The following is a 26360-nucleotide window of genomic DNA, read 5'->3' on the forward strand; positions in this document are numbered from 1 at the left end:
TCTTTCAATTTTATTCACGCTTAAAAATTTTCTTCGTACGGCATCACGTAGGCAACTCGATTGTTAATCTCAATCACCAATATTTTTTCTCCTGCCTTAATTTCCGCAAGAGGTTGATACAAGCTTGCCGGCTTTGTGATCGAACCAGTGACGCTTTTAATGCTGATTTCGCCCATCCCTTTTAGTGGAATCGGTGTAATCACCGTTCCCACTCGACCTTCTAAGTCCTTTTCAGATGAAGAAAGAGTTGCATCAGATTTTCTTAATGGAACAATTAAATAGAAATTCAGTAAAAAAATAATAATAGAAGCAAGGATCCCACTGGTAAGTATGATGAGTCCACTATGAAATTCAGTATGTGCTTCTCCTAAATAACCAAACAAAGCGATAAATGCAAACCAAGGAACAATTAAAACCGGATCAATAGGGCCATCAAAATTGATAATGTCTCCAATAAAAAAACTAACCACGGCTAATAATGCGGTTACAATTAATACGTAAAAATAAATAGTTTCCAAACTATATCCCCACAACATTTTTTTCACATCCCCTCTATATTAAATATTGTATCAATCTTTTTATGAGAAAGATATCATTTTCGTTAAAATAACAATATAAGGAATAACATTAACGTGAAAAAAAGGGTTATTAAAACAAAGTTGTTCTAATAACCCTTTTAAATTTTTAATCGACTGATTTTAAGGCTTCAATCATATCAATCTGTTTTAATTTCAAATGCATTGCCCACATCACAATTCCAGAGAATAGGAATGTTAAAGCTGCCGAATAGACGTAGCTTAACACTTTTATGGTTGGGCTAAACATCATCATATCAACTTCTGCGGTTTGTAGCACAAATCCATGAAGGAAGATACCTAAAAAGGATCCTGTCACAATTCCCATCATGGTTAAGATAATGTTTTCGCGATAGATATACATCGTAACTTCCCCATCGTAAAACCCGAGAACTTTGATTGTTGAAAGTTCTCTAATTCGTTCTGAGACATTGATATTGGTTAAATTATATAACACAATAAAAGCAAGTGCTGCCGCAGAGATAATCAATACCAGAGTCACAATATTTAAGCTGGACATGGTGTCTTTAAAGGAGCTGCCCACACGGTCAACAAAGGTTACTCGTGCGACACTTCCATTCTCCGTTAATCGAGTGCCAAATTGATCTTCCCATTTTTGATTTGCTTTATAATTTAATAGTTGAGTATTATAGGGAGGTTCTTTTTTAAAGAGTTTCTGATAATAAGTGGGACTAATATAAATCATATGGCCTGCATAATTTTCAGTAATTCCTGTAACCTTCAAGGAATATGTTTTATTGTTTGTATCCTTGATAGAAAGTTTGTCGCCTACTTTTAAATCAAATAATTTTGCAAGTTTTTCAGTAATCACGCCACCCTGCTTAGAAATTTCTTCTTTGGCTTTTGTTTTACGATTATTCAAAAGGACGAACTGATCGAAATTTGTTGTTTTTTCTGGAGTAAACAGCGTCACTTCTTGTGTATTGACTCCTTGTTTTTCCATTTTAAAATTTTCTTGATTAACTGCTAATTGATGTTTAATTTCTTTAGTGTCTGTAATTAACTGATTGTATTTTTCTTTATCTGCTTGTTTAGCATCTGGATTAAAAGCAACAATTGCTTGGTATTTCATAATTTTACCGTACTGTAATCCTGCAATATCCGCAATTGAATCCTTTAAACCAAATCCAGTTAAAATTAAAGCCGTACAACCTGCCACACCTAAAACCGTCATCAGCATTCGTTGTTTGTATCGAAATAAATTTCGAGCGGTTACTTTTTCAATAAAATTAAAACGATCCCAAAGAAAGGTTATGCGCTCTAACAAAATTCTCTTGCCATTTTTAGGTGCTTTAGGACGCATTAAAGCTGCAGGGTTGCTCATTAATTCAACTCTGGTGGCGATTAAAGCAGGCAATACCGTACAAAATAGTGCAACTACTAACGACAGAATTCCGTAGCTTAGATAATAGGTAATTCGAATAGCCGGTAAGTTATAAAGGGCCCCATACGCATTAAAAATAATTGTTGGAAAGAGTTGATAACCAATAAACAATCCAATCAAACTCGCGCTACCACTTGCTAATAAGGCATAAATCAGGAATTTTTTAGAAATATCAAAACTTGTATAGCCTAGTGCCTTTAACGTTCCAATTTGAAGTCGTTGCTCCTCAACCATTCGAGTCATCGTCGTTAAACTCACTAAGGCAGCAATCAAAAAGAAAAAGACTGGAAAGACTTGTGCAATGGCTGAAATTCGATTGGCATTATCACTAAATTCTTCGTAGCCAGGATTTGAAGTCCGATCCATCACAAAATATTCAGGTTTTTTTAACGTAGTTAACTGCTCTTTTGCTTCTGCTAACTCTTGTTCGCCTTTGGCTATTTCAGCTTCTCCTTGTTGTTTTTTTTGATCAAATTCAGCTTTAGCTGACTCGTATTCTTTATTTCCTTCATCTAGTTGATTTCTTACCTCGGCTAATTTTTTTTCACCCGTCGCTTTTTCAGAAGCTAATTTTTGTTGACCTTCTGATAAAGCCCTTCTTCCAGCGTCAAGTTGTGTTTTTCCATTAAGAAGAGCCGTTTCTCCATTCGCTAATTCTGTCGCTTTTTGATTTAACGCAGACTCTGCTTGGTCTAATTCTGTTTGACTAGCGCTTAATTTTACTTCTATTGTATCAAGAGAGAACGTCACCTCTTGAGCTGATACTGCACCTGCAAAGTAGGCAGCAATTAGTTCTCCCAACTGTTTATCTACTTGTGTACTACTAGTGATTAAAGTAGTTTTGGTTGCTTCTGGAACTAAGGCAATGGGTACTTTTAAACTGTCTCGGATAGATGTGACAAGGTTCTGACCTTGATTGATGCTTTCAATCGCCGTTGCTTTTTTCGTTGCTAATTCTTGTTGGGCAGCCGCAAGCTGTTTTTTCCCTTCATTTAATTGAGTTTCATTTGCTTCAAGCTCTGCTTGACTTGAAGTAAGCTTTGCTTGATTTTCAGTTAGCGTTGCTTCGCCTTTTGCTATCTCAGACTGAAACGTTTCTAGTCCTGTTTGATAGTCTGACTCCCCGCTAACTAGCTTTGCTTTTGCTTCATCAAGTTGTTTTTGACCATCTGCTAATTGTTGTTTTGCTTCTGTGATTTTAGTGGTTCCATCAGTTATTTTTTCTGCGCCAGTTTGTTTAAGTTCTGCTAGTCTTTCTTCAGGACGTTGGTTAATTTTCTTTTCAACAGCTTTGATTTCATTGTCAATCTGATCTTCATATTCTTTAGAATAAGCCGCTAATTTTTTGGTAGTATCAAAGGTCAAATAAGCTTCTGTATAAAGATCCGATTTAAAGTCTGATTCTGGAATAACAGCAAAAGCATCTGCTGTTCCTTTCCCAATCGTACTACTACCTCGTTGAAAAGTTTCAATATATTGAGGACTGTTTACAAACCCGACAACTTGATAGTCAACCGTCTTAAAGACACTATTTAAATTGGTTTTATCTCCTTCTGAAGTCAAACTGACCTTGTCGCCAATTTTAAACGTCTGCTGCATTTTTTCAGTATAATCTAATGCTATTTCACCTTTTTTTACTGGTAAACGGCCTTTCATTACTCGGTAATCATTCATTGTCGTTTTTTCTGGTAAGGACATCACCTTCGTCACGATTCCTGTGTTTCCTAAAAAGACATCTTGGCTGTAGCCTCCTGCTACCTCTGCACCTTTTATACTTTTGAGTAAGGTTAAATCCTCATTATTCAACCCATAGGTAGAAACAACTTTGACATCCATTAGATTTTTTTCTTTAAAATAATGGTCCGCAGTATCGATCATATTCGGTCCTGTAGCCTTGATACCTGAAAAGAAACCAACGCCAAGCGTTATGATGGCAAAAATAGATAAAAAACGCGCCTTTGTATGCCATATTTCACGAAAAATATCTTTTAGAAGTGCTGTTTTTTTCATCTTCTCACTGCCCTTCTACCATTCAATGTCTGCAACAGACACTGGATTTTCGTTAATTTTGACACTTCGAACTTTCGCATTATTGATTTCAATCACTCGATCTGCCATTGGAGCAATTGCAGAATTATGCGTAATCACAATGACGGTTGTTCCTGTGTTGATACAGGTATCTTGTAAGAGCTTTAATACCTGTTTCCCCGTTTCATAATCCAAGGCTCCTGTTGGCTCATCACAGAGCAATAATTTAGGTTGCTTAGCTAATGCTCTAGCAATCGCAACACGTTGTTGTTCGCCTCCCGAAAGTTGAGCTGGAAAATTATTTAACCGTTCCCCTAAACCGACTTGTTGCAAAACTTCCGTTGCATCCATTGCACGAGGAGAAATTTGACTTGCCAATTCAACATTCTCTTTGGTCGTTAAATTAGGGACTAAATTATAAAATTGAAATACAAAACCTATTTCATTTCGACGATAAGTCGTTAGCTGCTTTTTAGTAAAGGTGGCAATGTCGACATTATCAACGAATACTTGTCCTTCATCTGCGCTATCCATTCCACCAAGAATATTCAATACAGTTGATTTCCCAGCACCACTTGGTCCTAAAATAACGGCAAACTCGCCTTTTTCAATTTCAAAATTAATGCCATCATTTGCGGTAATGACACTGTCCCCCATTTGATAACGTTTATATTCATCTTTCATTTTCACAAAAGCCATCTTGTCACCCTCTTATTGTTAGTTTCTTCTATTGTAGTTTACCATAAAAAAAATCATTATATAAACACAAAAAACCGCTAAAGAAAAGACTCTTCTTTAACGATTTTATTCATATCCTTATTTTTTATTCATCTTACCAAGTTCACTGTGCTTATAGCCATATAAAACATAAATACAGAAACCGACAACCAACCAAATAATAAAGGCAATCCACGTTTTAACTTCTAATTGAATCATTAAGTAAAAACAAACAGCCATTGAAATAATTGGAAATACTGGGACAAATGGAACTTTAAATTCATTGACTAACGGTTGACCGTAGTCTTTTCTAAGTTTAATAATTCCTGCTGCCATTATTGCAAATGCCATCAACGTCACAATATTCGTCAACTGGGCTAATTGTTCCAAAGGAATCACTCCTGCTAAAACAGCTGAGACAATTCCGATTAAAATCGTCGCATTTTTTGGCGTCTTTGTTTTACTATCAACTTTACTTAATGTTTTTGGCAATAAACCATCACGACCAATTGCATAAATCATTCGGGTTAAACCGTACATCATTGAAATTAATACTGTTAACAACGTCAAAATAGCGCCCACTGAAATAACTCCTGCAATTAAATCATGTCCAATAAAACGAACTGCAAAAGCCACTGGATCTTTAACATCTAATTGTAAATAAGGAACCATTCCGGTTAAAACAAGTGTCACAACAATATAGAGAATCGTCGCAATTGCTAATGAACCGATAATCCCTCTTGGAATGTCCCGTTGCGGATTTTCAACTTCTTCAGCTGCCATACTTACCGCATCAAAGCCTAAAAAAGCAAAGAAAACAATGGCTGCTCCCGTGGCAATTCCTTTAAATTGGAACGGTGCAAAAGGCGTCCAATTTTCTGGCTTCACGTAAAAAATACCAACAACTAAAAATAAAACAATTAAACCAAATTTTACTGCTACCATCACATTGTTTAAACGTAAGGCCTTCTTGGCTCCTTGCATCACTAAATACATGACAACTAACGTAATCAGTACAGCAATAATATCTACATAGGTTCCTTTTTCAGAATTATACGACGCAGTCAATGCTGTTGGAAAAGGAATACCTAAACCTTCTAAAAAACCATGAACGTACCCAGACCAACCAGAAGCAACGGATGCATTTGCTAATAAATATTCACATAGTACAAGCCATCCCGTCATCCAGCCTACCAATTCACCAAAGATGGTGTACGCATAAGAATAAGCTCCACCTGCAATCGGTACTCTTGAAGCAAATTCGGCGTAACACAATGCAGAAAGTGCACATGAAAAAGCCGCAATCACAAACGAAATAATTAAAGATGGTCCTGCATATTTAGCTGCTGCTGTTCCCGTAATAACAAAAATACCTGTCCCAACCATCGCACCTAACCCTAGCAAAATCAGATCAAACGTTTTTAATTCTTTTTTTAGCTTGGACTGTTGGTGAACAGTTGGATCAATTTCTTTCTTTCTAAAATAGCTCATTTAATTTCCTACCTTTTAAGAGAATAATTTCATTTTCATCAAATACTTTTGAAAAGAGCGCTCTGAATTTTTTTCAGAACGCTCTTAGTTTAACATAATTTTTCTATAAATTACACATTCAATTAAAAAGGTTTATGCTTTCAAATATCCTAGTAGCATGCCACCAGCAATCACTAATAAGCAGCCTATAATGACATAGCGAAATTCACGTTTGGTTTTCTTTTCACCTAACAACCAAATTCCACCTAATGTTGAAATAATAATTCCTGTTTGAGAAAGTGAAAAACTAACGGCTAAACCGATTTTTTTCATAGCTATCAGCATAAAAATATTTCCAATTGCCCACAGCAAACCTGTAATCAAATTACGAGCCGTATATTTGTTCAAAACATCTTGTTTAATAGAGAAAATAATTGCACCAATTAGCATACCTACTGATTGAGGTAAGATAACTGCTATAGCATCTACATTTGCAGCTTTAACGGTAATCGTGTACAAGGCATACCCAATCGTTGAGATAGCAATTGCTTGCAATCCTTTTTTCAATTGGTGATTTTCTCCTTCTTCTTTATGATCTGTTACAGCTGTAAATCTGGCACCTAAAATCAAAATAATTAAGGCTATCGTTCCAATACTAAAATCTCTCGTCGTTTGCCATTCTCCAAATAAAATAGCACCAGCCAATGTATTCGCAATCAATTGACCTCCAGTTGAAATAGGTAAGGCCCCTGAGACGCCCATATATTTCATACTTTGAAATTGTTGCTGTTGACCAAGTACCCAAAATAAGCCCGACAATACTCCTGCAATCATAACTTTCATATCTATCGCAGGTTGGTAAACAAAATAAATTCCAATTGAAAAAATAAATGCGCCAATAGTCATTCCAAGTGTTTGATTATAAGCAGTTCCACCGACTTTATTACTTACCAAACCGATACTTCCCCATGCTATTGCGGGTATCATTGCAATTAAAATATCCATACTAAACCTCTTTCCTCTAAAAATAAACTTATCTATTCATCATAACAGAGAAAACGTTCACACAACAAGAAATTACTGTGGAAACTTAATAAAATTTTCAAATTAATGAAGGTTGCTTTTCTTTTTAGTAAAAAATATGCTACATTGATAGAAGAACTTATGAAGAAATGAGGAACGATTCATGACGAACCCCCACGTAATCGTTGTTGGCGGTGGCACCAGTGGCATGATGGCTGCTATAGCCGCTGCAGAAAATAACGCAAAAGTGACTGTAATTGAAAAAAATAAAAAATTAGGACGCAAACTACTTGTAACAGGTGGCGGACGTTGTAATGTAACTAACAATCGTGATGCCGACGAAATCATTCAGCATATCCCTGGCAATGGTCGCTTTTTATATAGCGCTTTTCACCAATTTGATAACTATGATATTATCAATTTTTTTGAATCAAATGGCGTTCGTTTAAAAGAAGAAGATCACGGCAGAATGTTTCCCGTTACAGATAAATCAAAAACGATCCTAGAAGCATTGCAAACAAAAATGGAACAACTAGGGGTTGACATTATTACTGAAAATCCAGTAGAAACGGTTCTTTATAGTGAAGATGCTGTAACTGGTGTACTTCTTCTTGATGGCAGTACTTTAACAGCTGACAAAGTGATTTTATCCACCGGTGGTCGTGCCATGCCTCGTACAGGTTCAACAGGGGATGGCTACAAATGGGCTAAAAAAGCAGGTCATACACTAAAGACGCTTTACCCAACCGAAGCTCCTATTTTATCTGACGAACCCTTTATTCAAGATAAAACTCTTCAAGGATTATCTTTGCGTAATGTAGCATTAAGTGTCTTAAATAAAAAAGAAAAAATCGTTATCACCCACCAAATGGATATGATTTTTACTCATTTCGGAGTTTCTGGTCCAGCAGCCTTGCGCTGTTCAATGTTTGTCCATCAAACAATGAATCGCGATAAATCGGAAGAAGTAACCATGAAACTAGATGTCTTACCAGATTTAAGCATCGGTCAAGTTGAGCAAGAACTTCAAAAACTACTAAAAAACGATGGCGATAAAAGTTTAAAAAATGCGTTAAAAGGACTGGTCTTTGAACGTTATTTACTTTTCAGTTTCCAACGCTTAAACTTAGATGAAAATATGCCTTTAAAACAGATGACATCCGAACAGTTAAAATCATTTTGTAACTTTTTAAAAGACTTCCGTTTTACTGCTAATGGAACACATCCTTTAGAAAAAGCTTTTGTTACGGGTGGTGGAATCAATACAAAAGAAATCAATCCCAAAACAATGGAAAGCAAATTCAAAAGAGGCTTGTATTTTACTGGTGAAATTCTTGATGTCAATGGATATACTGGTGGTTATAATATTACAGCAGCTTTTGTTACCGGACGCATCGCAGGGATGCATGCAGCACTTGACTAACAATTTCAAAAGTGAGAGATTTAAGAAATTATTCTTGAATCTCTCACTTTTTTATATACTTTCAATTCTTGTTTTACCAGAAAAAACATTCTCTATTCACACTTTTTTCACAACTCTTTTATATAATAATTGTAACAATTGGAAATAGAAAGGAGCAACTTTATATGTCATTGATTGAACGAGCCTTTTTAAGTATTCAACATCGTCCTCTTAAAAATAGCCTCCTTTTTTTAGTCTATGCTGGCATCGCTTGCGCTTTTTATGTTCTCTTTTCTATCCAAAATAAACTGAGCAATTCCCTAAATTATTTAAATGATGCTTTAAGTTTCAATCAAAAAAATCAGATTACAACTACGCCATCTTTCAAAGTACTAGTCTCAACTATTACTCAACAAAAGCAAACACTGAATCACTACTTGTTACTAATAGCTATCGTATCTATCATTTTACTACTTTTACTTCACTCTTTCTTTTTATACCAACGAAAGAAAGAATTGCAAAATTTTATATTAATTGGAGAAAAGAAAAAAAAGGTTTTTACACAGATTATATTAGAAAATGGAATTATTTTAAATGTTGCGTTGTTAAGTTTGATGATTCTCTTAAGCTTCTTTGCCCGTCCGATTACAAATCAGATTCAACAACTTGAATTGAATTTGATTCATAGCGATCAGGTAGCTATGACTGCTAAGCAACAGAAATCTCAAATAAGTGATGAGCCTAACCAATCTGATAGCGAAATCAATGTAACTCGATTTAATACGGTTTTACCGATTGTTAATTCCGAAGAAAATTTTACCGTTAATTTTGCGACTACTGTCCAAAATTACTTAGGTTTTGTTTTATTAATTAATGCTTTTATTGCAAGTAGTTTAATTTTACCAGCTTTATATTTTGTTCAAAAAAGCCACTCATTTTAGTTACTTTTCAAAGGAGGTTTTACAATGGCAACTGACTGCTCTCAACTCCCTCATAGTGTTCTTAATCCTTTCAAACAGAACGGTATTTATCAAATAAGTACACCCTCACAATCCATTTCTACACTACCTAAAAACCTTATAACTTATTTAAAAAAACAAAAAATTCCTGTTGGTTATATTTTAACGGATTCGACCTTTATTCCTTATTTATCAACTTTTCAAAATATCAAATTAAGTTTAAAATTAGCAAAACCTAAATTAAGAAATAGTGATTTTTTAATTCTGGATGCTTTAGAAGAAATGAACATTTCCTATAAATTAGCTCATAAACCAATTCAAGAGTTAACCGCAACTCAATTAAAAGAGGTGCAACTTATTTCAGCTATTTTCAGTGGCAAAAAAATAATTATCGTTGATTCTTGGATCGAGTTTTTATCAGAAACTGAGCAATTAAATTGGTTACTTATTTTTAAAAATTTTGTTAAGGACCGAGGCGTCACTTTTATTTTACTAACCAATTCTAATAAAATTGCTGAACAAAGTGATGACACGTTTCATGAGAAAGATTTTCATCTAAATTCTTTCGATAACTAAATAAAGAGTGATAAAAACCAATTTGATTTTTATCACTCTTTATTTTTTTTAAAATTGCACTTTATCTGCAACAGGAATCCACACTGAAAATTCAACTGCTGAATCTTGAATAAAGTCATCAACAACTTCTACATTAAAATTACCATTGATTTGAAACTCTGCTGATTGATAAACTTCTCCGTAAGAGGCACCAATAAATTGATCTGCTTCTATACGATTTTTGACTGTTGTTTTAAAAATGGCATACGATCCAGTAGGTACGGTAAAACTTTCTTGATTTGGACCTTTAGAACTAGCTTTAACTCCAACTAAGTAGTTGGGGTCTCCTGAGCTTGCATTATTAACAGCATAGAAATGAGTATCAAGTGCGTATTCCATTAATTGTGCTTTATCTTTTTTTAACACTTCAAGTTGCTGCAATTTCTTATCGCTCATAGCAGGAAACTCACTTGGATTGCTTGGCACAACAATCGGAGTGGAGAATCCAATAATAAGTTGATCTGGAGATTCAATAATTGTAAATGGCATAAAAATACGCTCCTTTAAATTTTTTATTAATCCTTGTTAAAGTGCCGTAACTATAGCATAAAAATTAGTTAATTGTAAATTATTATACTTTTTTTTAATTTAATACACAGCCTAATTTATACAAGCAAAAAGGATGAGAATTTTATTTCTCATCCTTTTTTAGTCATTTGTTTCAATTGGAAATGCAAGTTTAAAAGTTGTTCCAGAACCTTTTTCACTCGTTACCGTCACTTTAGCTTGATGTAAATTCATCAATTGTTGGACAATTGCCAAACCTAATCCAGATTCACCATATTTGGTATTTTTCCTGGAGACATCTGCTTTGTAATACCGTTCCCAAATATTTTCAACTTCTTCTGCAGTCATTCCAATTCCAGTATCTTGGATTTCAATAATGGTTTCAGTTAAAGTTTTGGAACCATTGATAACAATACTGCCATCAGTTGTAAATTGGATTGCATTTTGAAGAATATTTACAATAATTTGAACGAATCGGTCGTAGTCAGCATATACTGTCAAATCTGCTGGACAATTTAATTCTAATTGATTTCCAGCATCGTTCGCCTTATTCTTTAACTGCTCTACGATTACAGTCAAAGCTTCTTCTGCATTGAAGGTTTGTTTTGTTAAACTAATTTGGTTTGAACGAATTTTTTCATAATCCAGATTTTCATTTACTAGACGGATCAGTCTTCTCGTTTCATTTTGCATCAGCTGAATACTACGTTTTTTCTGATTTTCTGGAATCATATCGTATTCTAATCCTTCTAATAAGCCATTAATCGTTGTTAAAGGTGTTCGCATCTCATGCGCTGCGTCTGCCATAAATTGACGTCTCCGATTCTCCTGACGCTCAATTTCTTCATGAGAAGCTTTTAGAGAACGCGCCATTCCATTAAAATCTTCTGCCAAATCATCAAATTCATCACGATCTTTATTTTCTAAATAAACATCAAAATCTCCTTGGGAAATACGATGAGTTGCCTTTCGCATTCGGTTGATTCGATTGACTTGATATTTTGCCAAAAAGAAACTTAAGAACATCGCTCCAATACTGGAAAGTAATAAAGCAATAAATAAGTTATGCTTTAAGTCCTTGATACTGGATTCGACACCACTTACTGGTGCTTCAACCGCTACTACACCAGCAAATTTTCCTGTATCACGTTTAAAGAATGGTTGAAAAACCCTAATCTGTTCGACTTTATTTCCTAAAAAATCAGTATTGTTAATTGAAGAGGCAATCTGGTTTCCTGCTTGCAATGCCTTCCAATCTTTTTCAGAAATATTTAAAGAATAATTTTGTTCTTGTTTAGGGGCAATCATTTCTTTTTCTTCATTAAAAATAGACATATTGACATTTTGGCTTTTTAAAACGACTTGAATTAAATCCACTTGGTTAATCAAGCCATCATCGATTACGGATTGTGCGTAGCCATATAATTGTTTTTCAGTATTTTTATAGACTGTACTACTAGCAAAATTTGAAAACGAAATGCCAATAATGACTAAAATGGTCAAAATTACTGCAAAAAATGCCAACATTTGTTGATAAAGGTATTTCAATACTACTCAACTCCAGTGTCATCAAATTTGTATCCAACACCCCAAACTGTTTGAATCACTTGTGGACCTGTTTTTTCAATTTTTTGACGCAACTTTTTAATATGGGCATCAACCGTTCGTTCATCTCCATAGTATTGATAATCCCAAACAATCGTTAATAGTTGTTCTCTTGAAAAGACTTGTTTAGGATTTTTAGCAAGCGTATATAACAATTCAAATTCTTTTGGTGTGAGTCCTTCAATTGGTTTATGATACAAAAAGGCTTCTCTAGTTTTAGTATTAATTTTAAGGTGATCCGTTTCAACTTCAAAATCTGCATTTTTTGCTGAGCTTTCCATACCTTCCTCATGTCCTAAATCTGCTCGACGATGAAGTGCTTTGATTCGTGCAATTAAGGTTAGCGGGCTAAATGGTTTTGTTACATAATCATCAGCTCCCATTTCTAAACCAATTACTTGATCGCTTTCTGAATCTTTAGCAGTCAACATAATAATTGGAACTGTTTTTGAAACTTTTCGAATTTCACGGCAAATTTGAATACCATCCATTGTAGGTAAATTTAAATCTAAGGTAATAATATCCCAAGCATTAGGTTGTGTCAAAAATGCATCTAAACCTTCTTTTCCATCTTGTTTAAACAGTGCATCCCAATCTTCTTTTAAGAAAAACATTTCCATCATTTCACAGACAGATTGGTTGTCTTCAATCATTAATATTTTCATCTAATCCCTCTTTTCAGTTTCTCCACTTGTTTTCATTATACTATTTTTACCTCAACAACAAAAGGCGAAACCTAAAGAGTCTAGCTTTCTTCATAATCTTTTCATACTTATAGGACAATTTCAGGACTTATTTGTCATTGGTAGCCATTTTTGCTGTCTCTTCTGATTTTTTCTTAAGAATCAAACTGACTTCTTCCACTCGAAGTTCTACTGCAAAAACGGTCTCGTCTTCCTTATTCAAATACGTTCTAGACTGCATGCGGCCACTTAAGCCAAGCTGAACACCCTTTTCACAATTATCTGCAATAATTTTAGCTACTGGTCCCCAAGCAACAAATGGAATAAAATCAGCTTCTTGTTTTTTATCTTTTTTATATATTCTTTGAATGGCTAATGTATTATTGATGACTTGACTTCCATTCCCTACCTGTTGTATTTCAACTTCTCTTACAATTCTTCCTATCAATGATACTTGATTCATTTTGTTCACTCCTTTTTTCTGTCTAGTCTAACTATCCGCATTTTTATCTCATCTCATTAAAAAAAGCTACTTAACAAATTTGTTAAGTAGCTTTAGCTAAAACAATATTAAATTCCCTTACTAAAATAACTGAAAATGTGCTTCCATGTTGCACCACTAAAAATTGCAAAAGGATTGCCATCCCCTAAAACACCAAAGCCAATCATTGCTCCTATTAAAAAGGTCATTATGATCAAGACAAGCACAATCAATACTTTCAATGCAAAGGGCATTGGAGTAGTTCTTATTTTATTCTCTTTCAATGTAACACCTCTTCAATCAATTACTCTCATAAGAAAGTTTGCTTTAACGACGTTTTTTATTTATGTTTTCAAGTAAAATTCCAGTTCCAAGCGCAACTGCATCTAATGGATGTTCTGCAGCAAATACAGGAACTTTAAGCTCTTCTGCGAATAATTGGTCAATCCCATCTAGTAAAGCTCCTCCGCCCGTTAAAATGACACCACGGTCGATAATATCTGCTGATAATTCAGGAGGAGTTTGTTCTAGAACATCTTTTGCTTGTTGAACAATCAACATCATTGATTCATTCAAAGCTTCTTGCACTTCTGCAGAAGTGATGGTAATCGTTCTTGGTAATCCACTTACCATATCACGACCTCTAACGTCCATTGAGTCATCACGATTGTTAGGGAAAACTGTTCCAATTTCAATTTTGATAGATTCTGCAGTACGTTCACCAATCAACAATTTGTATTTTTTCTTCACATATTGAGTGATTTCACTGTCTAATTTATCGCCAGCTAATTTAAGTGAACGACTTGTCACAATATCTCCCATTGAAAGAACTGCAATATCACTTGTTCCTCCGCCAATATCAATGACCATGTTGCCGCTAGGTTGGAAAATATCCATTCCAGCACCGATTGCTGCTACTTTTGGCTCTTCTTCAAGGTACACATTTTTACCACCGCTTTTTTCAGCAGCTTGAATAATGGCTTTTTGCTCAATTGAAGTAATGTTTGTAGGACAGCAGATTAAAATGTTTGGTTTTGATAAAAACCCTTTTACGTTTAATTTATCAATAAAATATGAAAGCATTGCTTCAGTAATGTCAAAATCAGCAATTACTCCATCTTCAAGAGGACGAATCGCACGAATATTTCCTGGAGTACGTCCAACCATACGATATGCTTCTTCTCCAACAGCTAGTACTTGATTTGTTGCGGTATCAACTGCAACTACAGCAGGTTCATTTAAAACAATCCCCTTGCCTTTCACATGTATTAATACATTTGCTGTCCCTAAATCTATCCCAATATCTTTCGCCATTATCTTTGTTCTCCTCTCAAAGCTCTTGTTCATTTTTAGGCTATCTATTTATGTAGCCATCTAATTTTCTATTATAGCATAACTTATCTTAATGGGAAACCGTGATTTTATGAATATTTTCTAAAAAAAAACACATCTTAACGATGTGTTTTTCTAGTAATTCTCTTATGATGCAAAAATTTGATCAAGTTCTGCTTCTTTTAGTAGATGCTCTTCTTCTTCATTGATACGCTCAACATCAGCACCCAATGCTTGTAATTTTTTATGGAATTCAAAGTAACCACGATCTAGGTACTCTAAATGAGTCACACGAGTGTAACCTTCAGAACATAAACCATTTAAAATCAAAGCTGCTGCTGCTCTTAAATCGGTTGCTGCTACTTCAGCTCCTTGAAGTTTTGTTGGACCATAAATAACAAGAGATTGACCTTCAACTTTAAACTGAGCATTCATGCGACGTAATTCTTCCATATGCATGTAACGATTTTCAAAAACGGTTTCAGTCATCGTACTTGTTCCTTCAGCCATTAATTGAATTGCCGTCATTTGAGCTTGCATGTCTGTTGGAAAACCAGGATGAGGCATTGTTTTTACATCCGTTGCTTTTAATTTTTCAGGACCAATAATACGTAGACCCTTTTCTTCTTCAATAATCGTTACATTCATTTCTTTTAATTTTGAAATTAATGGTTTATTATGTTCTGCAACTGCATCTTCCACCAAAATATTTCCTTGTGTCATTGCTGCAGCAATCATAAAGGTTCCTGCTTCAATCCGGTCAGGAATAATTGAATGTTCAATGCCTGTTAATTCTGCAACGCCTTCAATTCTAATGGTTTCAGTTCCTGCTCCCACAACTTTTGCACCCATTCGGTTTAAGAAGTTCGCAAGATCCACAATTTCTGGCTCTCTTGCAACATTTTCAATTGTTGTGGTTCCTTTTGCTAAGGTTGCTGCCATCATGATGTTTTGAGTTGCGCCAACACTTGGAAAATCAAGGTAAATACGAGCGCCTACTAATTCATCAGCAAATGCCTCTATATAGCCATTTTCGATATGTACTCTCGCACCCATCGCTTCAAAGCCTTTTAAATGTAAATCGATTGGTCTTGTGCCGATCGCACAACCACCAGGTAACGCTACTTTTGCATGTCCCAAACGTGCTAGTAGTGGCCCCATTACAACAATTGATGCTCGCATTTTGCTTACATATTCAAAAGGTGCTTCAAAATTCAAATCATGTGTTGCATTAATTTGAACTTCTTTATCTGTTTCATTAAATGCTACATCTAAGTTTAAATGGTGTAATACTTCATTGATTGTGTATACATCTGATAAAGTTGGAACGTTTGTTAATTTACTTTCTCCAACGCTTGCTAAAATTGTCGCTGCTAAAATTGGTAAAACAGCATTTTTAGCACCCTCTACTTTAACTGTTCCTTCAAGACGTTTGCCGCCACGAACAATTATTTTTTCCATGTTAACCCCTCCGAAAAATCTCAGTTAATTCTTTCATTTAAAATTACGTTATTTTATTATAGATTTATGCCACTTTTGGCATTATATCATGAACATCGTTGTTTAAACAAATTATTAACTAGTAATGTAAAAAAACTTATGGAAATTTAATCTAATTAAGTAAAAATATTAGATTTTTAGATAAATTCAAAAATTCTAAAACAAAATTACTGACTGTATATCCAATGGTAATTGAAAAAAAAACATACAAAATACGTGCTTGTGCGACATGATTTTTCTTAATCCATGATTCAATTCTCAAGCCTTTTAAAGCCCAAAATGAAACCATAATAAAAAAAATATTTGTTGCAATTCCTATGATGGCTTGAACACCTAAAAGGTTCATTTTTCCTACCATCCTTTCGTTATTTAAATATATGCTACCATAAATACATCAAAAAATAAATCATTCCTATTTCATTTGCAACATTCTTAATATTTAAGGGGAGCCTTAATTGTATTGTTATGCATTTTTTTATCTTTTGTATGTATATTTTTATATTTATTTGTTATTTTAAATATAAAATTATGCCAATAAAAAAACAAGTACGCTTCAATTAATATTATTAATTGAAGCAACTTGCAACTTTTAGCGACGATGTTTTGACACACTGATACGATTGATTGCTTTGTTAAGAGCAACGGTTGCTCGCTGTACAGCATCTCGGTCTTCTTTTTCATGCGCTTCTTGAATTCGTTTCTCAGCTCTTGATTTTGCTCGTTCAGCGCGATCAAGATCAATGTCACGTTCGCGCTCAGCACTGTCTGCAATAATCGTACAAACATTGTCACGAACTTCCATTACGCCACCATTCACAGCGATTGCATCTTCATGGTTTTCTGAATCTACTCGTTTGATACGAACTTCATCAATTGATAAAGGAACAATAATAGGCGCATGTTGAGGTAAAATCCCCACTTCTCCATCAAGTGTTTTAGCAACAACCATTTTAGATTGGTGGTTGTAAACAATGCCATCAGGGGTAACGATATTTACTTTTAAAATAGCCATAGTTACTCCTCCTTATTCAAAACCTTGAGCTTTGGCTTTCTCTACAACTTCTTCGATACGGCCAACACTTCTAAATGCATCTTCTGGAAGATCATCGTATTTCCCATTTAAAATTTCTTTAAATCCACGAATTGTTTCTGAAACAGGAACATAAGATCCTGGTTGTCCTGTAAAGGCCTCCGCTACATGGAAGTTTTGCGATAAGAAGAATTGAATACGACGAGCACGTGATACAAGAACTTTTTCATTATCAGATAATTCATCCATCCCTAGAATGGCAATAATATCTTGTAGTTCACGGTAACGTTGTAAAATTTGTTGAACCTCTGTTGCAATTTTGTAGTGTTCTGCGCCAACAATTTCAGGTGCTAAGGCACTTGAGGATGATGCTAGCGGATCCACTGCAGGATAAATCCCTTGTTCAGTCAATTTACGCTCTAAGTTGGTTGTTGCATCCAAATGGGCGAAAGCTGTTGCTGGAGCTGGATCGGTATAGTCATCGGCTGGTACATAGATTGCTTGAATCGATGTAATTGAGCCTTTTCTTGTTGATGTAATACGCTCTTGTAATTGACCCATTTCAGTAGCAAGTGTTGGTTGGTACCCAACGGCAGATGGCATACGGCCTAAAAGAGCCGATACTTCTGAACCAGCTTGTGTGAAACGGAAGATGTTATCGATAAATAATAGAACATCTTGACCTTCATCATCACGGAAATATTCAGCAATTGTTAAACCGGTTAAAGCAACACGCATACGTGCACCAGGTGGTTCATTCATTTGACCAAATACCATGGCTGTTTTTTCAATAACGCCAGACTCTCTCATTTCAAAGTATAAGTCGTTCCCTTCACGAGTACGTTCACCTACACCAGCAAATACAGAGATTCCGCCGTGTTCTTCAGCAATATTGTGGATTAATTCTTGGATTAATACGGTTTTACCAACACCGGCACCACCAAAAAGACCAATTTTACCACCTTTTAAATATGGAGCAAGTAAATCAATTACTTTGATACCCGTTTCCAAAATTTCAGTACTGCTACTTAACTCATCAAAAGTTGGTGCGCTTCTATGAATTACATCGCGTCTGTGATCAGCTGGAAAAGGTTCCTTCAAATCAATTGTTTCACCTAAAACATTAAATACACGACCTAATGTTTCGCTACCTACAGGAACAGAAATTGCTTTTCCTGTATCTACAACGTTCATTCCACGTTGTAAACCATCTGTTGACTCCATTGCAATCGTACGGATTACGCCGTCACCAAGTTCCAAAGCAACTTCTAAAACAACTGTTTCAGTGTTTTCATCTGCTGTTCCTTGTTTATTTTTAATTTTTTGTACAATAAGGGCATTGTTAATATCAGGTAATGATCCATCTAATGGGAATTCCACATCGACAACGGGTCCAATTACTTGAACAATTTGACCTATACTCATTCGTTTTTCCTCCCACTTATTAAACTATTCTAATGCCGAAGCTCCACCGACAATTTCCGTAATTTCTTGCGTGATTGCGGCTTGACGCGCACGGTTATAATGGATGGTTAAATCATCAATAATTGATTTAGCATTATCCGTTGCACTCTTCATGGCACTCATTCTCGCAGCATGCTCCGCGGCCTTAGCATCTAAGATAGCGCCATATATCAAACTTTCGGCATATTGTGGCAATAGAATATCCAAAATTGCTTCTTTAGAAGGTTCGAAGATATATTCCACTTCATATTCAACGGATTCGCTAGCATCCAAATCGCTTAATGGCAACATTTTTTCAGCGCGATATTGGAACGAGAGTGAATTAATATGGTGATTGTAACAAACGTACAATTCATCAAATACTTCATTTTTATACATTTCTGTCGCAGTTCTTGCAATCTCTCTGACTTCTTCAAAGGAAGGTTGATCACTGATATTGCGTAGTTCATAGGCCAAGTTCATTCCTCTTGATTTAAAGAAATTCGCTGCGGCTGAACCCACTGCCATAAAAACATACTCATCAGATGATTTATGATCTTTTGTAATCATATCAACTGTTGATTTAATAACAGAACTATTGTAGTTACCAGCTAAGCCCTTATCCGAACTAATAACGATATAACCAGTTTTTTTCACGGGTCTTTCAATTAGCATATCGTGAAAATCTACATTAGATGCAGAGTTTGAACCGATTAAATTGCTATCTTCAATCAAAGCTAGTTGAGTCGCTGCCATATGGGTAACGACTTCTCTAACTTTTGACGCGTAGATTTGGAAACCTGCTGCAACATCTTCAGCTTTGCCTAATTTTGCACCCGCAACCATTTGCATGGCGCTTGTAATTTGACTCGTCTTTTTAGTTGAAGCAATTCTTTTTTTGATATCAATTAAAGAGGCTGCCATTTATCTCCACCGCCTTTATTTTGTTTCAGATTCATCTTTTTCATCTGTTGAGCTTGAAGTTACACCCATTGGTAAAAAGATTTCTTTAAAAGCAACGATTGCTGCATCTAATTTTTCAGAATCTGGTAAATCTTTTGTTTCAGTAATTTCAGCTAATATTTCAGGTTTCTCTTGATCTAAGAAATCAAAGAATTCTTGTTCAAAGCGCAAAATCTCATCTACTGGAATAGAATCCAAGAAGCCATGTGTCAACGCATATAAGATCATTACTTGTTTTTCAACAGCTAATGGCGCGTGCAAGTCTTGTTTTAAAATTTCAACTGTACGACGTCCACGGTTTAACTTCGCTTGCGTTGCCGCATCTAAATCTGAACCGAACTGAGTAAAGGCTTCTAGTTCACGGAAACTTGCTAAGTCAAGACGCAATGTTCCTGCTACTTTTTTCATCGCTTTAATTTGAGCTGCCCCACCTACACGTGATACAGATAAACCAGCTGCAACAGCGGGTCTTGTACCGGCGTAGAATAAGTCACTTTCCAAGAAAATTTGTCCATCTGTAATCGAGATAACGTTCGTTGGAATATAAGCTGAGATATCGCCCGCTTGTGTTTCAACGAAAGGCAATGCTGTCATTGAACCGCCACCTAGTTCGTCGTTTAGTTTTGCTGCACGTTCTAATAAACGTGAGTGTAAATAAAAGACATCCCCTGGATAAGCTTCACGACCTGGAGGACGACGAAGAAGCAAGGAAATTTCACGGTATGCCGCTGCTTGTTTTGATAAGTCATCAAAAACAATTAGGACGTGTTTGCCGTTGTACATAAATTCTTCACCCATCGCACTACCAGAATATGGTGCAATAAATAACATTGGCGCAGGTTGAGAGGCACTAGCTGTTACGACAATCGTATAATCCATCGCACCAAATTTTTTCAATGTTTCTACTTGGTTACGAACAGTGGATTCTTTTTGACCAATCGCTACATAGATACAAATCATATCTTTGCCTTTTTGGTTGATAATCGTATCAATTGCAATACTTGTCTTTCCTGTTTTACGGTCACCAATAACAAGCTCACGTTGACCGCGACCAATTGGCACAAGTGCATCAATCGCTTTTAATCCAGTTTGAAGTGGTTCTGAAACAGATTTACGTTGCATAACGCCAGGCGCTAAGGTTTCAACAGGACGTGTTTTAGACGTTTTGATTTCGCCAAGTCCATCGACTGGTTGTCCTAGTGAATTTACAACACGACCAATTAAGGCTTCTCCAACTGGAACTTCCATAATACGTCCTGTTCTTCTAACTTTATCCCCTTCACGAATTTCTTCGAAAGGTCCTAAAATAATAATACCAACATCATTTGACTCTAAGTTTTGGGCCATTCCGAAAACGCCATTTGAGAATTCTAATAATTCCCCAGCCATAGCATTTTCAAGTCCGTATGCGCGCGCGATTCCGTCACCGATATATGTTACCGTTCCAACTTCATCAACAATTAATTCATTACGGTATCCTTCTACTTGTTGCTTAATTAGAGCACTGATTTCTTCAGCTTTAATGCCCATTACCTCTTCACCTCTTCAACCTTTTACATTTATTTAGCAATTTGTTTTTTCAATGTTTCTAAATTTAAACGAATACTACCATCAAAAATTTGATGTTCTGCTTCGATGATTACGCCACCTAAAATCTCAGGATCAACAACTTCGTCAAAAATCACTTTTTTACCGTCTAATTTTTTTACAAAAACATCCGCTAAACGTGTTTTTTGTGCTTCTGTTAAAGGCACTGCTGTTGTCACTTTCGCTAAAATTGTCCGGTTTTTGTGGTCATAAAGCTTTTCAAATTCATCCACGATCAATTCCATGTCGCCCATGCGATCATAATCAAAAATCATTAAGACAAAGTTTTGCATCAACTCTGGAAAATTCTTAATTAAATTGTCCACAATCGGACGTTTTTGAGCAAGTGTTAATCTGGCATCTGATAAAACTAAGCCCAACCCAGGATTTTCGCCAAAAATTTGACGAATATCCATCATATTATCAAAAGCTTCTTTGATACAGTCGTGCTCTTCTGCTAAATTATAATATGCTTTTGCGTAACGAGTTGCTACTGTGTGCTTATTTAATTTCATTTGTCATCAGCCAACCCTTCAATGTACTCATCGATTAAAGCGGCATGTCCCTCACTTGTAAGTTCTTTACCGATTAACTTCGCTGCAATTTCCATTGATAGTTGACTCACATCACTTTTAACGCTTTCTATTGCTTTTTGTTTTTCCATTTCGATATCCAACTGTGCTTCAGCTTTGATGCGTTCTGCATCTTCTTTCGCCTTTTCCAACATATCACGTTTGATTCTTTCACCATTTTCTCTAGCGTTGTTTAAAATAGTCAAAGCTTCATTACGAGTCTCATCCATTTTTTCTTTGCCTTCAACAGCTAAACGATTGGCTTCAATACGAGAGTTTTCTGCACTGTCAATATTTTTCGAAATTTGCCTTTCACGTTCCTCCATAATCCCCATTAGAGGTTTCCAAGCAAACTTTTTTAGAACTAACAATAGCAATAAGAAGGCTAATAAGACAAAAATTGTATCTCCAGCACTGGTAGATTCTCCTAATACTAAATCGTACATTCCCGACACTCCTTCTAATCACTTATTCATAGATGAACCAAAAAGGCAGATGTATGAAAATTTTTTCTCCGCCTTTTATTCGTTCTATTTAAATACTAAGATAAAGGCAATAACTACTGCCATAATCGGAACAGCTTCAATAAGACCGACCCCGATAAACATCATCATTTGTAAGCGACTTTGTAATTCTGGTTGACGTGCTACTGATTCGATTGTTTTTGAAATAACTTTTCCGTTCCCTAATGATGCTCCGATTGCTGCTCCTGCTACTGCGATTGCTGCTCCAATTAAACCCATGATAAAATTTCCTCCTTAAGAGTGTTACACTCTTTTTCTAAATTTAATTACTGTTAGTGATTTTTAGTGATTGTTACTCTTCTGCTTGCACTTTATGTGCCATGTAAACCATTGTCAAGGTTGTAAATACAAAAGCTTGAATACTTCCGATAAAGATAGAGAAACCTTGCCAAACCATTTCTAATGGGATCCCAATGATCCACGTTAAGATACCGTGACTTTGACCAAAACTTGCAATCAAGCCTAATAGAATTTCACCTGCATATACGTTACCATATAGACGCAATGCTAACGTTAATGTATTCGTGAATTCTTCCAATATCTTAATAGGAAGTAAGAACGATACCGGTTTGATATAACTATTTAAGAAATAGTTTTTAAACCCTTGTTCTTGAACACCAAAAAAGTGAGTCAATAACACGACCATCAATGCTAATGATAGACAGACGATTGGGTCTGCTGTTGGACTCTTCCATGCTTGATAACCTCCGATTGTTAGCATTAAAGGCAATCCCATCATATTAGATACAAAAACAAATAATAACAAAGTAAAACCTAATAGTTGGAATTTTTCTCCCTCTTTCCTAGAAATCGGTCCTGAAATAATGGTTCGAACAAAATCCACAATCCATTCGATAAAGTTTTGAGCTCCTGTTGGCTTGATTGCCAGCTTTCTTGTACAAAAGAAAACAACAAGAAACACAATCAAACATGCAGCTAGAACTGTGATCATGTTTGTGACATTGAAACCCAACCCAAACAAATGAATTATTGGAGCTTTATGTTCCACAACTTTCACCTCTTTTCCAAAATTGAACTTTCATCCAACGAAGTTAGGTAAAACAAAACAGAGTGATGATTGAAAAAATGAATCTATGATACCTCTTATTTTATCTTTTAAGCCATTCGTTGATCCTCTCTATTCTATCATAAATAAGAACGCTTTTACTATTATAAACTTTGTTTTTATTTATTCTATCAAAGGATAATTCACAGCTTATCAAGGTATCATTTTTCCAAGTTCACTCTTTAACATTTGCTATCATACCACCATTCTTTCTAAAATACAAAGCTTTTTGAAAAACATTTCTGTTTTTCAAAAAAAAGCTTTGATACCAACGTTAATTCATTAATATTATCTATTTTTTCTATTAGAAACTCTCTATTTGTTTATGGGTTTTATTTAATCTGTTTTTCACAAATTCAGTAGGTTGAGCTAGGCTGTTATTGGTAGCGTTTTAATTTACTGTTTTTCAAAGGATTTTTTATTTGGTTTTACTTGTGATAGATGAACATTATTTTCTTAAATATACTGTATTTCTTTTTTCAAACTAGTATATTCTTGATTAAATTCAATCAATAACCCTTTAAATTTTTTAGCTTCTTTAGGAAAAACATTCTTTAGATATGACCAGTTTATAAATATGATTTTTTTGTAATTCGACTAATCCTGTAATCGCACTCAAAAGGGCATCCTCGTTTTCGCTATAAAAATCTGGAAAGTCTAGGCTCAGTAATTTGTGCAAACTTTTTTTGATCGATAATTTTTTTAAATCTATTGTCACGACATTGTCTCTTAATTTATTCATGTTGCTTTTTCGCACTTGACCTTGTTCTTATCCGTTTCTAAAGAATTATGGAACTCATAGGATTTGTTGAGGTAGCGCTTTGAATTTGTTTTAGGTTAAACCAAATGACATTGCGGCTCACGCGAACTTGCGTGCTCCGATTATTTGGGTGGATGTAAATTTCCATAAAAGAAAAAGCGGTATTAATGATTGTTTACTCACTAATACCGTTTCAATAATTTGATATTTTCTAGTTAAAATCACTCTGTATCAAAGCGGCATTTCAAAAGACTAAAAAAGTACTTTGAAGTTTTGTACAATTAATACAGCTAGCTTTTGTTAGCTATTGGCAACTTGATTAGTGAGTATTTGCTTTACAATAGACACTATAAAGAAAGTCAATAGACCGCTAAGCTCTCCTAACGTCGCTATTGACTTTCTTTATTGGGACAAAGCTGACAACATAAAATGTAAAAAAAGAAATGATAAAATTAAATCATTTTTTTCAATATTCCATTTCTATACAATGGATATCAACTAGATTTTGTTAGCTATTGAAAACTTGATTAGTGAATTTTTACTTACTAATCAAGTCTTTCATATCCAATTCCAACCAGATAGTAAAGCGCCCTTTTTATTTTATTAAATTAAGATTCTTCTGATAAATTTTTCTCCCCTAAAGGAAGTAACTCCTTCAATTCCTCTTCTGAAAATAAAACTTTATTATCAGGTACTTTAATTAGCGACTCTGGAAACTTTTTATATATTCTCTAAATTTTTTTCCTAATCTTCTGTATTTCTAGATGGCCATCTAGCTGTCTCAGCATATATCATTACTTCATACGTATCATTAGATGATCTAAATGCTTTTTCTACAAGTTCTTTAGTTATTCGATAAGAAACAGCCTGATCAAATGGTCCTTGTGGCCATTCTATCTTATACTCATCATTATTCTTTATTATTGCAAAACCATTTCCTAGAAATATCTCTTCTATCAAAACATCACCTTTCTTTATTTAAATACATTTGAAGAGCACTTCACTATTCAGATAGGCTTACTTTTATCATTACTAAGTATGCATCGGAGATATATGCCCATCTACTTCTAGTAAATCTTTTCTAAAAAAATCAAACAAAATGTATTTATCACCTTTTTTGATAGATAATCCTTCATTAAGGATATAATATTCATCCTCATTCAGATAAACTTTAATAAATTTACTTTGACCAACTTTTACTAATAAGTCTTCTGCTAAAAGGAATTTCGTAGAATCATCAGTCTCCTCTTTTGGTTGATCTCCGATTAGTAAAATCTTACATTCATATTTTAGTCCGATTTTCATAAACGAAAAGTTATTATCGTCACTATATCCTATAGAATTATCAAAACATTTTTCCACTTTATTAGTAACAATATTTTTCAACTCAATATCTCTATCCATCATTCGTTCTTCTATATTGACTACTTCAAACATACGCCTTCTACCCCTTTTTCTACCTAATTTTTAAATTGGATAAACAGAAACTATAAATCCATTTTTTCCATATGCAATTAAATATTTTTTACCATTCATTAAATATATGGCATTCATTCCTCTTGAAGATTCTACAATACTTATTGGTTCCTTTTTTAACATATCATAAATGAATTCTGGAATGTTTTTGATACCTCTTTTGGAGAAATCTGCTGCATGACGGATTTCAATATGAGTTAGTCCAGCTTTATTATTCCCATACTCTAACCATAATAAATCCTTTGAAGTATTCTTTGTTATCATGACTACATCATCAGGACTATATTTCACTCCACTTTTAGAAAGTTCATCTAATAAATCAGATTTTAACAACTTATTAGCCCCACTGGCTTTCTTACCACCCCCTACTTCACTTCCAACCTTCCCACTCTTCGGTTTCTTCATCGCCTTCACTGCTTTAGTAGCAACTTTAGCAATCAAATAATCACCCACAAAGGCTCCTGCTAAGTAGGAAACTCCTTCGTTTTCATAAGTATCGGATAGCCCTTGTCCCATTCCTTCAAGGATACTATAAAAATCCCCTATCTATATAATTTTTGAATATAAAAATTATTAATATTTCAACAAGAAAACCAACAATTAATAAAAATTGCTGGTTTTCTTTATTGTATAAGAT

Annotated in this window: 27 protein-coding genes; 3 read left to right on the top strand and 24 right to left on the bottom strand. The window is 34.8% G+C overall.

The window, feature by feature from the left end; all coding sequences use genetic code 11:
- Positions 1 to 20: 20 nt before the first annotated feature.
- The 5 genes from BR52_RS07495 to BR52_RS07515 all read right to left on the bottom strand — a co-directional run bounded on the left by BR52_RS07495 (position 21) and on the right by BR52_RS07515 (position 7200).
- Positions 21 to 536 carry an NfeD family protein gene (locus BR52_RS07495; protein WP_034571008.1) on the bottom strand — a complete coding sequence of 172 codons (516 nt, stop codon included), beginning with the start codon at positions 534 to 536 and terminating at the stop codon, positions 21 to 23.
- A 148-nt stretch (positions 537 to 684) separates the two neighbouring features.
- A complete protein-coding gene (locus BR52_RS07500) occupies positions 685 to 3990 on the bottom strand; it encodes an ABC transporter permease (protein WP_034571011.1) in 3306 nt (1101 codons plus the stop codon).
- A gap of 15 nt (positions 3991 to 4005) precedes the next feature.
- Complete coding sequence (locus tag BR52_RS07505) at positions 4006 to 4707, bottom strand: ABC transporter ATP-binding protein (RefSeq protein WP_034571014.1); 702 nt, start codon at positions 4705 to 4707, stop codon at positions 4006 to 4008.
- Between the two features lie 117 nt (positions 4708 to 4824).
- Positions 4825 to 6216, bottom strand: a complete 1392-nt coding sequence (locus BR52_RS07510) for an amino acid permease (protein ID WP_034571017.1) — start codon at positions 6214 to 6216, stop codon at positions 4825 to 4827.
- Positions 6217 to 6348: 132 nt separating this feature from the next.
- Entirely contained in the window at positions 6349 to 7200 is an 852-nt protein-coding gene (locus tag BR52_RS07515) for a GRP family sugar transporter (protein ID WP_034571019.1), read from the bottom strand.
- 181 nt (positions 7201 to 7381) lie between these two features.
- On the opposite strand from BR52_RS07515, the gene BR52_RS07520 reads away from it, so the two are divergent.
- The 3 genes from BR52_RS07520 to BR52_RS07530 all read left to right on the top strand — a co-directional run bounded on the left by BR52_RS07520 (position 7382) and on the right by BR52_RS07530 (position 10155).
- The gene (locus BR52_RS07520; protein WP_034571022.1) at positions 7382 to 8641 is read left to right on the top strand and encodes a BaiN/RdsA family NAD(P)/FAD-dependent oxidoreductase; all 1260 of its coding nucleotides are present in this window, start codon (positions 7382 to 7384) and stop codon (positions 8639 to 8641) included.
- Between the two features lie 164 nt (positions 8642 to 8805).
- Positions 8806 to 9561: an FtsX-like permease family protein gene (locus BR52_RS07525; RefSeq protein WP_034571025.1), complete on the top strand. Its 756-nt coding sequence runs from the start codon at positions 8806 to 8808 to the stop codon at positions 9559 to 9561.
- A gap of 24 nt (positions 9562 to 9585) precedes the next feature.
- A complete protein-coding gene (locus BR52_RS07530; protein WP_051915660.1) occupies positions 9586 to 10155 on the top strand; it encodes a P-loop NTPase family protein in 570 nt (189 codons plus the stop codon).
- 48 nt (positions 10156 to 10203) lie between these two features.
- Here BR52_RS07530 and BR52_RS12560 read toward each other — a convergent pair whose 3' ends face one another.
- From BR52_RS12560 to BR52_RS07630, 19 genes are all read right to left on the bottom strand, one after another.
- Positions 10204 to 10683 carry an effector binding domain-containing protein gene (locus tag BR52_RS12560; RefSeq protein WP_051915661.1) on the bottom strand — a complete coding sequence of 160 codons (480 nt, stop codon included), beginning with the start codon at positions 10681 to 10683 and terminating at the stop codon, positions 10204 to 10206.
- Positions 10684 to 10842: 159 nt separating this feature from the next.
- Positions 10843 to 12228: an ATP-binding protein gene (locus BR52_RS07540; protein WP_413489700.1), complete on the bottom strand. Its 1386-nt coding sequence runs from the start codon at positions 12226 to 12228 to the stop codon at positions 10843 to 10845.
- Between the two features lie 23 nt (positions 12229 to 12251).
- Entirely contained in the window at positions 12252 to 12971 is a 720-nt protein-coding gene (locus BR52_RS07545; RefSeq protein ID WP_034571031.1) for a winged helix-turn-helix domain-containing protein, read from the bottom strand.
- Between the two features lie 127 nt (positions 12972 to 13098).
- Positions 13099 to 13452 carry a single-stranded DNA-binding protein gene (locus tag BR52_RS07550; RefSeq protein ID WP_034571034.1) on the bottom strand — a complete coding sequence of 118 codons (354 nt, stop codon included), beginning with the start codon at positions 13450 to 13452 and terminating at the stop codon, positions 13099 to 13101.
- Between the two features lie 107 nt (positions 13453 to 13559).
- Positions 13560 to 13754 carry a DNA-directed RNA polymerase subunit beta gene (locus BR52_RS07555; RefSeq protein ID WP_034571037.1) on the bottom strand — a complete coding sequence of 65 codons (195 nt, stop codon included), beginning with the start codon at positions 13752 to 13754 and terminating at the stop codon, positions 13560 to 13562.
- Between the two features lie 43 nt (positions 13755 to 13797).
- Positions 13798 to 14784, bottom strand: coding sequence for a rod shape-determining protein (locus BR52_RS07560; protein ID WP_034571040.1), 987 nt, complete (start codon positions 14782 to 14784; stop codon positions 13798 to 13800).
- Between the two features lie 165 nt (positions 14785 to 14949).
- Positions 14950 to 16263 (bottom strand): UDP-N-acetylglucosamine 1-carboxyvinyltransferase, encoded by a 1314-nt coding sequence (gene murA / locus BR52_RS07565; RefSeq protein WP_034571044.1) that lies wholly within the window; start codon positions 16261 to 16263, stop codon positions 14950 to 14952.
- Between the two features lie 151 nt (positions 16264 to 16414).
- Positions 16415 to 16648 (bottom strand): DUF1146 family protein, encoded by a 234-nt coding sequence (locus tag BR52_RS07570; protein ID WP_034571047.1) that lies wholly within the window; start codon positions 16646 to 16648, stop codon positions 16415 to 16417.
- Between the two features lie 243 nt (positions 16649 to 16891).
- Complete coding sequence (locus tag BR52_RS07575) at positions 16892 to 17314, bottom strand: F0F1 ATP synthase subunit epsilon (protein ID WP_034571050.1); 423 nt, start codon at positions 17312 to 17314, stop codon at positions 16892 to 16894.
- 12 nt (positions 17315 to 17326) lie between these two features.
- Positions 17327 to 18757, bottom strand: coding sequence for a F0F1 ATP synthase subunit beta (gene atpD / locus BR52_RS07580; protein WP_034571053.1), 1431 nt, complete (start codon positions 18755 to 18757; stop codon positions 17327 to 17329).
- Between the two features lie 24 nt (positions 18758 to 18781).
- Positions 18782 to 19699, bottom strand: coding sequence for a F0F1 ATP synthase subunit gamma (locus tag BR52_RS07585; RefSeq protein ID WP_034571056.1), 918 nt, complete (start codon positions 19697 to 19699; stop codon positions 18782 to 18784).
- Between the two features lie 15 nt (positions 19700 to 19714).
- Positions 19715 to 21268, bottom strand: coding sequence for a F0F1 ATP synthase subunit alpha (gene atpA / locus BR52_RS07590; RefSeq protein ID WP_034571059.1), 1554 nt, complete (start codon positions 21266 to 21268; stop codon positions 19715 to 19717).
- Positions 21269 to 21297: 29 nt separating this feature from the next.
- On the bottom strand, positions 21298 to 21840 hold the full coding sequence (atpH, locus tag BR52_RS07595) for an ATP synthase F1 subunit delta (protein ID WP_034571062.1): 543 nt from the start codon (positions 21838 to 21840) through the stop codon (positions 21298 to 21300).
- A complete protein-coding gene (atpF, locus tag BR52_RS07600) occupies positions 21837 to 22343 on the bottom strand; it encodes a F0F1 ATP synthase subunit B (protein ID WP_034571065.1) in 507 nt (168 codons plus the stop codon). Before atpF ends, atpH begins: the two co-directional genes overlap by 4 nt.
- Positions 22344 to 22427: 84 nt before the next feature.
- Positions 22428 to 22640 (bottom strand): F0F1 ATP synthase subunit C, encoded by a 213-nt coding sequence (gene atpE, locus BR52_RS07605; RefSeq protein ID WP_010054312.1) that lies wholly within the window; start codon positions 22638 to 22640, stop codon positions 22428 to 22430.
- Positions 22641 to 22713: 73 nt separating this feature from the next.
- Positions 22714 to 23430 (bottom strand): F0F1 ATP synthase subunit A, encoded by a 717-nt coding sequence (gene atpB / locus BR52_RS07610; protein ID WP_034571068.1) that lies wholly within the window; start codon positions 23428 to 23430, stop codon positions 22714 to 22716.
- Between the two features lie 1561 nt (positions 23431 to 24991).
- The gene (locus tag BR52_RS12955) at positions 24992 to 25207 is read right to left on the bottom strand and encodes a hypothetical protein (protein WP_201785262.1); all 216 of its coding nucleotides are present in this window, start codon (positions 25205 to 25207) and stop codon (positions 24992 to 24994) included.
- 72 nt (positions 25208 to 25279) lie between these two features.
- Positions 25280 to 25684 carry a hypothetical protein gene (locus BR52_RS12570; RefSeq protein WP_051915662.1) on the bottom strand — a complete coding sequence of 135 codons (405 nt, stop codon included), beginning with the start codon at positions 25682 to 25684 and terminating at the stop codon, positions 25280 to 25282.
- 30 nt (positions 25685 to 25714) lie between these two features.
- The gene (locus tag BR52_RS07630; RefSeq protein WP_081890713.1) at positions 25715 to 26239 is read right to left on the bottom strand and encodes a hypothetical protein; all 525 of its coding nucleotides are present in this window, start codon (positions 26237 to 26239) and stop codon (positions 25715 to 25717) included.
- Positions 26240 to 26360: the final 121 nt, after the last annotated feature.

The organism is Carnobacterium divergens DSM 20623, assembly GCF_000744255.1.
Lineage (GTDB): Bacteria > Bacillota > Bacilli > Lactobacillales > Carnobacteriaceae > Carnobacterium > Carnobacterium divergens.